General features: G+C 59.7%; 11 protein-coding genes. 9 read left to right on the top strand and 2 right to left on the bottom strand.

Going from position 1 to position 12,533, the window contains the following annotated elements; genetic code table 11:
- The 9 genes from pnp to lipA all read left to right on the top strand — a co-directional run.
- The coding region (gene pnp / locus ABY948_RS07030) for a polyribonucleotide nucleotidyltransferase (protein WP_461481812.1) at positions 1–1,955 on the top strand (1,955 nt) is incomplete at its 5' end.
- A gap of 134 nt (positions 1,956–2,089) precedes the next feature.
- Positions 2,090–3,949, top strand: a complete 1,860-nt coding sequence (gene mrdA / locus ABY948_RS07025; protein WP_461481811.1) for a penicillin-binding protein 2 — start codon at positions 2,090–2,092, stop codon at positions 3,947–3,949.
- Positions 3,936–5,078, top strand: coding sequence for a rod shape-determining protein RodA (rodA, locus tag ABY948_RS07020; RefSeq protein WP_461481810.1), 1,143 nt, complete (start codon positions 3,936–3,938; stop codon positions 5,076–5,078). The genes mrdA and rodA overlap by 14 nt, the downstream gene beginning before the upstream one ends.
- 49 nt (positions 5,079–5,127) lie before the next feature.
- A complete protein-coding gene (gene mltB / locus ABY948_RS07015) occupies positions 5,128–6,108 on the top strand; it encodes a lytic murein transglycosylase B (protein WP_461481809.1) in 981 nt (326 codons plus the stop codon).
- The gene (locus ABY948_RS07010) at positions 6,092–6,982 is read left to right on the top strand and encodes a septal ring lytic transglycosylase RlpA family protein (protein WP_461481808.1); all 891 of its coding nucleotides are present in this window, start codon (positions 6,092–6,094) and stop codon (positions 6,980–6,982) included. The genes mltB and ABY948_RS07010 overlap by 17 nt, the downstream gene beginning before the upstream one ends.
- 90 nt (positions 6,983–7,072) lie before the next feature.
- On the top strand, positions 7,073–8,224 hold the full coding sequence (locus ABY948_RS07005; protein WP_461481813.1) for a D-alanyl-D-alanine carboxypeptidase family protein: 1,152 nt from the start codon (positions 7,073–7,075) through the stop codon (positions 8,222–8,224).
- Positions 8,224–8,493, top strand: a complete 270-nt coding sequence (locus ABY948_RS07000; protein ID WP_461481807.1) for an HP0495 family protein — start codon at positions 8,224–8,226, stop codon at positions 8,491–8,493. The genes ABY948_RS07005 and ABY948_RS07000 overlap by 1 nt, the downstream gene beginning before the upstream one ends.
- Before the next feature lie 31 nt (positions 8,494–8,524).
- Positions 8,525–9,214, top strand: a complete 690-nt coding sequence (lipB, locus tag ABY948_RS06995; RefSeq protein WP_461481806.1) for a lipoyl(octanoyl) transferase LipB — start codon at positions 8,525–8,527, stop codon at positions 9,212–9,214.
- Positions 9,215–9,239: 25 nt separating this feature from the next.
- Positions 9,240–10,220 (top strand): lipoyl synthase, encoded by a 981-nt coding sequence (gene lipA, locus ABY948_RS06990; RefSeq protein WP_461481805.1) that lies wholly within the window; start codon positions 9,240–9,242, stop codon positions 10,218–10,220.
- A gap of 38 nt (positions 10,221–10,258) precedes the next feature.
- Here lipA and ABY948_RS06985 read toward each other — a convergent pair whose 3' ends face one another.
- Together ABY948_RS06985 and ABY948_RS06980 are read right to left on the bottom strand one after the other, a co-directional pair.
- Positions 10,259–11,434: a type III PLP-dependent enzyme gene (locus ABY948_RS06985; RefSeq protein WP_461481804.1), complete on the bottom strand. Its 1,176-nt coding sequence runs from the start codon at positions 11,432–11,434 to the stop codon at positions 10,259–10,261.
- Positions 11,431–12,533: IucA/IucC family C-terminal-domain containing protein (locus ABY948_RS06980; protein ID WP_461481803.1), on the bottom strand; the 1,103-nt coding region annotated here is incomplete at its 5' end. The genes ABY948_RS06985 and ABY948_RS06980, both read right to left, overlap by 4 nt.

Raw genomic sequence — 12,533 nt, 5'->3', positions numbered from 1 at the left:
AGATCCCCGGTGGCTTCTTCAAGCGTGAAGCCCGTCCGAGCGAGAAGGAAACCCTGACCTCGCGTCTGATCGACCGCCCGATCCGCCCGCTGTTCCCGGAAGGCTTCCAGAACGAAGTGCAGGTGATCTGCACCGTGGTTTCCACCAGCAAGAAGACCGATCCGGATATCGCCGCGATGATCGGCACCTCGGCCGCCCTGGCCATTTCCGGCATCCCCTTCGACGGCCCGATCGGCGCCGCCCGTGTGGTCTTCCACCCGGAATCCGGCTACCTGCTGAACCCGACCTACGCGCAGCTGAAGGCCTCCAGCCTGGACATGGACGTGGCCGGCACCAAGGACGCCGTGCTGATGGTTGAGTCGGAAGCCAAGGAGCTGACCGAAGACCAGATGCTGGGTGCCGTGCTGTTCGCCCATGACGAATTCCAGTCGGTGATCAAGGCCGTGGAAGAGCTCGCCGCCGAAGCCGGCAAGCCACGTTGGGACTGGACTGCGCCGCAGGCCAACACCGCCCTGCTGGACGCCATCCGCAGCGAATTCGGCGAGGCCATTTCCCAGGCCTACACCATCACCATCAAGCAGGATCGCTACGCCCGTCTGGGTGAGCTGAAAGACCAGGTGGTGGCCAAGTTCTCCGGCGAAGAAGGCCAGCCTTCTGCCGGTGAAGTGAAGGATGCCTTCGGCGAAATCGAATACCGCACCGTGCGCGAGAACATCGTCAACGGCAAGCCGCGTATCGACGGCCGTGACACCCGCACCGTACGCGGTCTGAACATCGAAGTCGGCGTTCTCGACAAGACCCACGGTTCGGCCCTGTTCACCCGTGGCGAAACCCAGGCCCTGGTGGTGGCTACCCTCGGCACTGCCCGTGACGCGCAGCTGCTCGACACCCTGGAAGGCGAGAAGAAAGACCCCTTTATGCTGCACTACAACTTCCCGCCGTACTCGGTGGGCGAGTGTGGTCGCATGGGCGCCACCGGTCGCCGCGAAATCGGTCACGGCCGTCTGGCCCGCCGCGGCATTGCCGCTGTACTGCCGAACACCGCCGACTTCCCGTACTCCATCCGCGTGGTATCGGAAATTACCGAGTCCAACGGCTCCAGCTCCATGGCCTCCGTCTGTGGTGCCAGCCTGGCACTGATGGACGCCGGTGTGCCGCTGAAAGCGCCGGTGGCCGGTATTGCCATGGGTCTGGTAAAAGAGCCCGACGGTTTTGCCGTGCTGACCGATATCCTAGGCGATGAAGATCACCTCGGCGATATGGACTTTAAAGTGGCCGGTACCGCCCAGGGCGTGACCGCACTGCAAATGGACATCAAGATCGAGGGCATCACCGAAGAAATCATGGACATCGCCCTGGGCCAGGCCCTGCAGGCGCGTCTGCACATCCTCGGTGAAATGAACAAGGTGATCGACAGGTCCCGTGCCGAAGTGGCCGAGTCCGCTCCCCGCTACCACGTCATGAAGATCGATCCGGACAAGATCCGCGATGTCATCGGCAAGGGCGGTGCGACCATCCGCGCCCTGACCGAGGAGACCGGTGCCACCATCGATATCTCCGATGATGGTTCCATCCGCATCTACAGCGATGACAGTGACGGTCTCAGCAATGCCATTTATCGCATTGAGGAAATCACTGCAGAAGCGGAAGTGGGCAGGATCTACGAAGGCACCGTGGCGCGGATCGTCGATTTCGGCGCATTCGTTACCATCATGCCGGGCACTGACGGTCTGTTGCACATTTCCCAGATCGCCAAAGAGCGTGTGGAAAATGTTTCCGACTACCTCAAGGAAGGCCAGCAAGTGCGCGTCAAGGTACTGGATGTGGACGCTCGCGGCCGCATCAAGCTGTCCATGAAGGAAGCCGGCGAAGACGAAGGTGGCGAGACCGCCGCCGAGGCCCCGGCAGCGCAAGCTGTTGTGGCTGAGGATGCCGAGCAGCCCTCCGGGCAGTAAGCTCCCGTCTGCAACACCAGAAAACGGGGCCTTGGCCCCGTTTTTTGTGCCTGCCACCTTTTTTTTGACGCACCGCTGACAGCTGCAGATAGCAGTTGCCGCGAGGCACCGGCTTACGGGTACAATCCCTGTCCATGAACGAAGATCGCGCCATCAAGAATCCCCAGCTGGAGTTTCGGCTCTATGCCGGGCGGTTGATCTTTACCCTGTTGGTGGTGTTGATCATGGCTGGGGTGCTGCTGTGGCGTTACTACTATCTACAGGTGGTCCGCCACGACGAATTTGTGACCCTGTCCGACCGCAACCGGCTGCTGGTGGAACCGCTGCCGCCCACCCGGGGGCTGATTTACGACCGCAACGGCGTATTGCTGGCGGATAACCGCCCCAGTTTTAACCTGTCCATCGTCAAGGAGCGCGCCGGCGACCTCGATGCGCTGCTGGCGGAGCTGAATCAGCTGATCGGTGTTTCCGAAGCGGAAAAGGAGCGCTTCCTCAAGCAGATGGCGCGCCGTCGCCGCCCCTACGAACCGGTGCCGTTGCGATTCAACCTGGACGAGCGGGAGCAGGGCATTCTGGCGGTCAATGAATACCGCCTCTCCGGTGTGGAGGTGACTGTTCAGCTGCTGCGCTACTACCCCTTCGGCCCCGAGCTGGCCCATGTGCTGGGTTACGTGGGGCGCATCAACGATCAGGAGACCCAGGAGCTGGACTCGATCCGCTACAGTGGCACCCTGGTGGTTGGCAAAACCGGGCTGGAAAAATACTACGAGGATCAACTGCTCGGCGAGGTGGGCTACCAGACGGTGGAAACCAATGCCCGCGGCCGGGTGATGCGCCAGCTGGATCGAACCGACCCCTCCCCGGGACAGGATCTCCATCTCTACCTCGACAGCCGCCTGCAACGGGTGGCCTATGAAAGCCTGGCGGGTCAGCGCGGCGCCGTGGTGGCCATTGAGGTGGCCACCGGCGGTGTTCTGGCGATGGCCAGCACACCGAGTTTCGACGCCAACGAATTTGTCACCGGCATCGGAGTAGACAGCTACAACGCGCTGCTCGATTCACCGGATCGCCCGCTGTTTGACCGGGTGTTACAGGGGCAGTATCCGCCGGGCTCCACCGTGAAACCCATCTTCGCTATCGCCGCCCTGCAGAGCGGCACGATCAGTCAGGACTACCGCGTTTACGATCCTGGCTTCTACCAACTGAAAAATGAGAAGCGCAAATACCGCGACTGGAAAAAAGGCGGTCACGGCAGCAGGGTGGATTTGCGGGATGCCATCACCCAGTCCTGTGACACCTTCTTTTACGATGTGGGCGTCAAGATGACCATTGATGTACTGTCGCTGTACGGCACCCGCTTTGGCCTGGGACAGAAAACCGGACTCGACATGCCTTCCGAGCGGGCCGGAATCATGCCCTCAAGGGCCTGGAAGCGCGCGGCCAAGGGGGTGACCTGGTACCCCGGCGATACCGTCAATACCAGTATCGGTCAGGGCTTTACCCTGACCACGCCGATGCAACTGGCGGTGGCAACTTCGCGGCTGGCCAGCCGGGGTGAAATTCGCTCGCCGCAACTGGTGCGCAAGCAGCATGGCGTGCCCCCGCCAGCGGGCATCATCAAGGTGTCCGACAGCAACTGGAATTATGTCCACCAGGCCATGCAGGACGTGGTACACGGTCTGCGCGGCACCGCCAAGGTAATCAACAGAGGGTTGAACTACCATATTGCCGGCAAGACCGGTACGGCTCAGGTGATCGGTATCAAACAGGACGAAAATTACGATGCGGCCACGGTGGCCATGCGCAACCGCGACCATGCCCTGTTCATCGCCTTTGCCCCGGTGGAGCAGCCGCGCATTGCCGTGTCGGTGATTGTGGAAAATGGTGAACACGGCAGCAGCACCGCGGCGCCGCTGGCTCGCAAACTGATTGACGCCTATATGGAATACTATCCGGAAACACCGCCGTTGGAGCCCGCTGATGAATCAAGGTGATTTCGTCCGGCGCATGGAGTCGGGTAGCTCGGCCATTTACGGCGCGCCCAGCCAGTGGCAGCGGGTGCATGTGGATCTGCAGCTGTTGCTGTTGCTGATGGTGCTGGCGGGAGTGGGCTTGTTTGTGCTGTTCAGCGGCAGTGGTCAGAGCCTCTACTACGTCAACCATCAGCTGATCAATTACGCGGTGGGCTTCTCGGTGATGCTGGCCACGGCACAGTTGCCGCCGCGCCTGCTGGATCGCTGGGCGTTTCTGCCCTATTGTGGTGGTGTCCTGTTGCTGGTGGGCGTGCTGGTGTTTGGCATCGGCGCGAAGGGTGCCCAGCGCTGGCTGGAAATCGGCGGCTTCCGTTTCCAGCCTTCGGAAATCCTCAAGGCCGCAGTACCCTTGATGCTGGCCAGTTATCTGGGGCAGCGCTCGCTGCCGCCCCGTTTCAAGCATGTGTTGTTTGCACTGGTCTTCATGGCTATTCCGCCGGTACTGGTGATTTTGCAACCGGATTTGGGCACCGCCATTCTCATCGGAGCCTCCGGGTTTTTTGTGCTGTTCCTGGCGGGCTTGCGCAAACGCTATCTGCTGTTTGCGGCCCTGGCGGCAACAGCGATCCTGCCGCTGATGTGGTTTTACGTACTGCACGATTACCAGCAGCAGCGGATTCTCACCATGTTTAATCCCCAGGCCGACAAGCTGGGGGCGGGCTGGAACATTATCCAGTCCAATATTGCTATCGGCTCCGGCGGGCTCCACGGCAAAGGCTGGATGCTCGGTACCCAGTCGCAGCTGGATTTTCTGCCGGAGAGCCACACAGACTGTAGTATTGCGGTGCTGGCGGAAGAATTTGGCCTGATTGGCGTCTCATTGCTGATGGGGCTATATCTGCTGATTATCGGTCGTTGTATCATCATCTCCCTGCGAGCGCAGAGCATGTTCGGGCGGTTGTTGGCGGGGAGTATTACACTGACATTCTTTGTCTACGTGTTTGTGAACATGGGCATGGTGTCCGGAATTCTGCCGGTAGTGGGGGTGCCCCTGCCACTGGTCAGCTACGGCGGGACGTCTATTGTGACCCTGATGCTGGGGTTTGGTATGCTGATGTCCGTGAGCACAGAAAGGAAAAGATCGAGTTAGTTGGGGCAGGTAAGGGGTTAGAGGGCTAGTTGCCCGGAGTACAGAATCTATGAAAAGAATATTAGTGACTGCTGTGGGGTTGTTGATATCGTTGTCCCTTCATGCGGGGTACCTGAACTCCCCTGAAGCCAGGGTATTTGCCGACAGGATGGTCTCCGAGCACGGTTTTGAGCGCGCCGAGATCGACGCCCTGCTGGCAGCGGCGGAGAAGAAGCAATCCATTATCGATGCCATGCAGCGTCCGGCGGAAAAGGTTAAACCCTGGAAGGACTACCGCAAGATTTTTATCACCGAGAAGCGCATCGACGAGGGTGTGGACTTCTGGCGGCAAAATCGCGAGGTGTTGAAGCAGGCATCGCAACAAGTTCAGGTGGCGCCGGAAGTGGTCGTCGCCATTATCGGCGTGGAGACCTTCTACGGGCGGATCAAGGGCAGTTTTCGGGTCATTGATGCACTGGCCACCCTGTCTTTCGACTACCCGCCGCGCAGCACCTTCTTCACCAAGCAGCTGGAAGAATTCCTGCTGCTGGCCCGCGAACAGCGACACGACCCCCTGACGCTGACCGGTTCCTACGCCGGGGCGATGGGCTATGGTCAGTTTATACCCAGCAGTTATCGCAGCTTTGCCGTGGATTTTGACGGCGACGGCTTTGCCGATATCTGGGAAAACAGTACCGATGCCATCGGCAGCGTGGCCAATTATTTCGCCAAGCACGGCTGGGTGATGGGCGGGCAGGTGGTGACCCCTGCCAAAGCCCGCGGCGATTTTGACCGGCAACTGCTGAACCAGCTGAAGCTGGAAAAAACCGTCGCCGAACTGTCTGCCATGGGTTTTACACCCCTTGAGTCTGTGCCAATGGATGGCAAGGGGATGCCGGTTCAGTTGGAGGCCGATGAAGGCATGCAATACTGGCTGGGACTCAACAATTTTTACGTCATTACCCGTTACAACCACAGCAACATGTACGCCATGGCGGTACACCAGTTGAGCCAACTGATTCTGGAGCGCGTGGGTGCAGACAATCTCTAGTCGTCTCATTATCCTGCTGCTGCTCGCGGCCGTGGCGGCTGTGTTCCAGGGCTGCGGTGGCACGGGTGGTAAAAGCAGCAGCGGTGGCGGCGGCTATGGTTACGGCGACGGCCCGCCACCCAAGGATGTGGATGTCACCAACATCCCCGATGCGGTGCCGAAGGTGGAGCCCATCACCAAGGCCGGCAACAAGAGTCCCTACGAAGTCTTCGGTAAAACCTATGAGGTGTTGCCCACCAGCCTGGGTTTCCGCCAGCGGGGAATGGCGTCCTGGTACGGCAATAAATTCCACGGCCAAAGCACCTCTAACGGTGAGGCCTACAGCATGTACGAGATGACCGCAGCCCATAAAACCCTGCCGATTCCCTGTTATGTGCGGGTGACCAACCTGGAAAACGGCCGCAGTGTGATTGTTCGCGTCAACGACCGCGGGCCTTTCCACGGCGACCGCATCATCGACCTGTCCTATGTGGCCGCCAAGAAGCTGGGCTACTCGGATCGCGGCACCGCCCAGGTGGCGATCGAGACCATCGATCCGCGCCAATACCAGAACAATTCGGTCGAACAGCCGCAAATTTACCCGCAGCCCAGTGTGCTTCCGTCAACTCAGCCGGTGGCCGGTAACGACCAGCCGCTGCTGTCAAAAAGTACGTTTTTGCAGGTGGGCGCATTCAGTACGCCTGTGGCGGCCAGCAGCCTGTCGCAACGGGTTCAGGGCCTCACGGATTATCCGGTGGTGGTGCGCCAGCTGGATCAGCCCAAAACCATTTACAAGGTATTGGTCGGTCCGGTGAGTGATAGCGTGAAACTGCTGAATTTGAGCAACCTGCTCAAGCAGCGGGAGAATATCAGCACCTTTGTGGTCTACGAGTAACTTTACCTGAAAGGCGGTGGGTGCCCGTGCTAGAATCGGGGCCTGCCTGTCTGATCCATTCATCACTACAAACTTGAAAATCTGTTGATTATGCTGAGAAAAATACTTTCTGTCGGGTTGTTTTTGGTCCTTTTCACCGGCGTGGCGCACGCCAGGGTGCTGATTCCCGCGCCACCCGAGCTGTCTGCCTCCGCCTGGATTCTGATGGATGCCAATACCGGCAAGGTGCTGGTGGAGCAGAATGCCGACCAGCAACTGCCCCCCGCCAGCCTCACCAAGATGATGACCAGTTATATCGTTGCCAGCGAGCTGCACAACGGCAAGGTCAAAGAACAGGACCTGGTGCCCATCAGCGTTACCGCCTGGGAAATGGGCGGCTCGAAAATGTTTGTGCGCGAGGGCACCCAGGTGCCGTTGATCGACCTGCTGCGCGGTGTGGTGATCCAGTCCGGCAATGACGCCTCCGTCGCGCTCGCCGAGTACCTGGCCGGCAGTGAAGGCGCCTTTGCCGATGTGATGAACCAGCAGGCCAAACTGTTGGGCATGGAAAATTCGACCTTTTACAATGCCACCGGCTGGCCGATTGACGGCCACCTGACCACGGCTCGCGATCTGTCGCTGCTGGCCCGCGCGCTGATCCAGGATTTTCCCGAACACTACGACATTTATGCCGAGAAGTATTTCGAATACAACGGCATCAAGCAGCCCAACCGCAATCGCCTGTTGTGGCGCGACAGTTCGGTGGACGGCTTGAAAACCGGCCACACCGAAGAGGCCGGCTACTGCCTGGTGTCCTCGGCGGTGCGCAATGGCATGCGGCTGATTGCGGTGGTGATGGGCACCAGCAGCGAGGAAGCGCGGGCGCGCGAGTCGCAAAAACTGTTGGCGTTTGGTTTCCGCTACTATGAAACCGGCAAGGTTTACGCCAAGGGTGATGTGCTGCAGGAAAATGCCCGCGTCTGGTACGGGGTTGAGGACAGCGTCAATCTGGTGGCCCCAGAAGATATCTACCTGACCATTCCCCGCGGCTCCAAGGACCAGCTGGAAGCCAAAATTCTGGTGGACGAAGCCATCGAGGCACCGCTCAGCGACAGTCAGCCACTGGGTCGCCTGACCGTCAGTTTTGAAGGTGAACCCCTTCTGGATATGTCGCTGGTGGCGGATCACGCCATCGAAGAAGCGGGCATGTTCTCGCGCCTGTGGGATGCCATTAGCCTGTTCTTCAAGGGCCTGTTTTCCTGATGACAGCACCCGACGCGCCGAAAATTGAATTTCCCTGCGCCTATCCCATCAAGGTGATGGGACGCGCAGGGGACGAGCTGCACGCCCTGGTGCTGGAGGTAATGGCGCGCCACGCGCCGGGTTTCGACCGGGCGACCATTACCGTCAGGGATAGCAGCAAGGGCAGTTTTCAGTCCATTACCGTGACCATCACCGCCACCGGGGAGCCTCAGCTGATGGCGATTTTCGCCGATCTGAAAGACAACCCCCTGGTGCAGATGGTGCTCTGAGTTATTGCGGTGTCGCCCTGTTGCCGAAACCATGTCATCCGTACCTGAACTGCCATTGATCGTTCGCTATCTGGGGTGCCGCGCCTATGCCGACACTTTCGAGGCGATGAAGGCCATAACCGCCACGCGCGATGCCGGGACGCCGGATGAAATCTGGCTGCTGGAACACCAGCCGGTGTTTACCCAGGGCCAGGCGGGCAAGCAGGAATACATCCTGATGCCCGGCGATATCCCGGTGGTGCAGAGCGATCGCGGCGGTCACGTCACCTACCACGGCCCCGGACAGATCACCGGTTACCTGTTGATCGATCTCAAGCGATTGGGTATCGGTGTGCGGGATCTGGTTACCCTGATCGAGGAAGCGCTGGTGGAGACCCTGGCCCATTGGGGCATCCGCGCCGCCCCCCGTTCCGATGCGCCGGGGGTCTATGTGGACAACGGTGCCAAGATCGGTTCCCTGGGGTTGCGGGTGCGCCGCGGTTGCAGTTACCACGGCCTCAATTTCAATGTGGATATGGATCTCAGCCCCTGGTCCCGCATCAATCCCTGCGGCCTGGGGGTGCCCATGACCCAGATGAACGACCTGCTGGAACAACCGGTGTGCCTGCAGGAAGTAGCGCAATACCTTGCCGATATTTTGACCAGCAAGCTGGGGTATAATGGCCACCTTGTCGAGGGCGACCATCCGTTGCTGCTGTCACAGCCAGCGGCGACATCCTGATAACTTCCGTTTGAGAACAGCTTCTATGACCGATACCAAGGTAGTTCCGCCCCAGCGCACCCGCCGCATCCAGCAGGGAGAGAAGTTGCGCAGTGCCGACAAGGTGGAGCGGATACCGGTCAAGGTGATTCCCACCGAGGAAGTGCAGCGCAAGCCCGAGTGGATGCGCATTCGCGTGTCGTCATCCCCCAGGGTGCAGGAAATCAAGAACATCCTGCGCAAGAACAAGCTGGCCACCGTCTGCGAAGAGGCCGCCTGCCCCAACCTGAGCGAGTGCTTCAGCCACGGCACCGCCACCTTCATGATCATGGGTGAAATCTGCACCCGTCGCTGTCCGTTCTGCGACGTCGGCCACGGCAAGCCCAACCCGCTGGACGCGGAAGAGCCGGCCCACCTGGCCCAGGCCATTCAGGAAATGCAGTTGCGCTATGTGGTGATCACCTCGGTGGATCGCGATGACCTGCGCGACGGCGGCGCCCAACATTTTGCCGACTGCATCCGCGAGTCGCGGCTGCTCAGCCCCAATTTACAGGTGGAAATTCTGGTGCCGGATTTCCGCGGCCGCATGGAACCCGCCCTGGAAATCCTCACCGCGACACCGCCGGATGTGTTCAACCACAACCTGGAAACCGTGCCGCGCCTCTATCGCGAGGCCCGTCCCGGCGCCAACTACCAGTGGTCCCTGAAATTGCTGCAGGAATACAAGCGCCTCAACCCCGGTGTGCCCACCAAGTCTGGCCTGATGGTGGGGCTGGGTGAAAGCAAGGAGGAGATGCTGCGCACCCTGGATGACCTGCGCGGCCACGATGTGGAGATGCTCACCGTCGGCCAGTACCTGCAACCCTCCAGGAATCACCTGCCGGTGGATCGCTTCGTGCATCCGGACGAGTTTGCCGAATACGCCGAATACGGCCGCAGCATCGGCTTCAGCCAGGTGGCTTCCGGGCCGCTGGTGCGCTCTTCCTACCACGCCGACAAGCAGGCAAAAGGCGAGTTTGTCGGTTAACGCGGGGCGATCATCGTCTCTCAGCCGGTGAACCAACGCTAGAGATAGTGAAACTGCGGTGGTGGGTGCATCAAAAATGTTTGGTGCGAGATATTCCAACTGTAGGCCCCGGCCAGCGGAAAAACCAAGTAGTCACCAATGGCAAGAGACGCGACGGGCTGTCGCGAGGCCAAGACATCTTTGGGTGTGCAGAGTTGTCCAGCCAGCGTAACCAGCACGTCCCTGATTTCCCCCGTGCGACACGCCCCCGGGACCACCACAAAAGGGTGGTTGTGGGACTGGGCGGCAGGCGTTCGGAAATGGTGAGTGCCGCCCTTGCCGATGGCAAAGTATTCGCCGTGGCTGTGCTTTATATCCAATACCTCCATGACATAGTAACCACACTGGGCGCTAATAAAGCGACCGCATTCAAAGCGGACAGTAGTCTGGTCCATCTCCTCGGCATCGATTAGATTCCCAAGAGCCCTGCAGAACCCCAACCAATCAAAATGTTCGGCCCGGGGGCCGTAGTCTATCCCCATGCCGCCGCCGACATTCAACAGTGGCGGAGCGATGCCATAGGTTTGGCACCATTGTTTGAATGTCCTGAAGTACAGTGTCATTAGCTCCAGATGGCGCTGTGCGGAGCATTGGTGGGACATCAGGTGGAAGTGAAAGCCCTTCAAATGCAAACTGGGGGTTTGTTCAATCAGCGCCAGCGCCTCCCCCAGCTCACCGGGATCGAGGCCAAACTGGGTGGCTTTGCCTCCCATCGCCAGTTTCGATGAGCTGATGCCCTCAAGGGAAATATTCATACGCAGCAGGATGGGAGCCGAATGGTCGCCGCTTTCCGTCAGGGTGGCGAGCCGTTGCAGTTCAGTCCGGCTCTCAACGTGGATGGCTTCGATGCCCCTTTCCAGCGCCACTGATAACTCGTTGGTCAGCTTGCCCGGCCCCCCGAAAATCAGGGGTTTGTCCGGATATAGCCTGAACAGCCATTCCAATTCGCCTCCGGAAGCGGCTTCGAAGCCGTCAACCCAGGAGCTCAGTGTCGACAGGACCCTTGGGTCGGGATTGGCCTTGGCGGCGTAAAACAGCTCCACATTGCCTGGCAGAGCCGCCATCATGGTGCGAATGTGCTGTTCCAGCCCATGCAGATCGTACAGATAGGCACAGAGGGGTGCATCGTTTTCGGCGGCAAGGCTGCGGATAGCGTCTTTTACAGCGCTGTTCATATTGCCACCTCCAGGAGGGGGTTGGGCAGCAAGGAATAGTCCGCCATGCGGTCGGGCTGCTTTAGGAGACGGGTGGTGAGGTTGTTTTTGTGGGGCAGCCCCTCCCCGGCTAGGAATTCCTGCAGTTCAGGCTGTATCCCATGGTGTGACTGCCAGTGCTGTATGGCTGTGGCTAGCTGTCGCCATAGGTTCAACTCCAACTGGCGGTCACCGCCAGCCAGGTGAAAAATGGCCTCACTGACGTTGTTGACCAACAGGCAGTAGGCAATACGCTTCCATCCCCGCGACCGGTCGTAGTAAAGGGAGCTTCTGGCCCTTGCTGACAGAGGGGAAAGCTGTTGTTCAGGCCAGTGCTCGGCTAGCAGTTTGGTGCCCTCCAGGTCCCGTATCCATACACAGTGGGGGCGTCCCCGGCGGAAACCGATCAGGGTGTTTTGCAGGTGAGGTTCAAAAACCACGCCCAACTTGAACAGGTAATAGAGGGTGCCAGGTAGCAGGGCATCGAGGTAACCGCTGAACCATTCCTCCGCCTCCCCACCATAGGATTGCCCCGTTTTCAGGCGGTTTGACTGAATGTATTGGTAGGCGATGCTGTCTCCGCGCTCATCCCAGGTAAACAAACTGGCTGCCAGAGTGGGGGAGTAGCGTTGTATCTGCTCCGGCGAGAAGTTCTCCCGGTAGAGGATGCCGAAAGATTCCCGGCACTGCTCTGCACCGGCCAGCTGTTCCGCTCTGGCGAAATGGCTGAAATCCAGGGTGGTCGCCAGCGGCTCGAGCATGAGGTGAAAGCTCGGCAGGATGGATGCCGTGGCACGGCGCAGTGGTTTGAGGATGCCGGAGAGGAACACGGCACTCTCCAGTTCGTACCAGGCATTTTTGCGGATACAGTTTGTCAGCCGCACGTGGATGGAAAACTTCAACTGGTGGGGCAGCTGCGGGTGATAGAGGGTTCTTACCGAGGACGTCGGGGAGAGCACTTCGCCGAGTGTTCCCAGGGGCTTGATCAGTTGCCGTGCCATGGCGGCCTCAATCAGCGGGTGGGCCAGGAGCCTCGGGGCTTCCCAGGGGTGGCAGGGGTAGAGATACCCCTGTCGCCGGT

Origin of the sequence: Porticoccus sp. (assembly GCF_041592135.1) — a bacterium.
In the GTDB taxonomy this organism is placed as follows: domain Bacteria; phylum Pseudomonadota; class Gammaproteobacteria; order Pseudomonadales; family Porticoccaceae; genus Porticoccus.
Note: the sequence above shows the minus strand (reverse complement) of the source record. Positions and strands in the feature narration are given on the sequence as shown.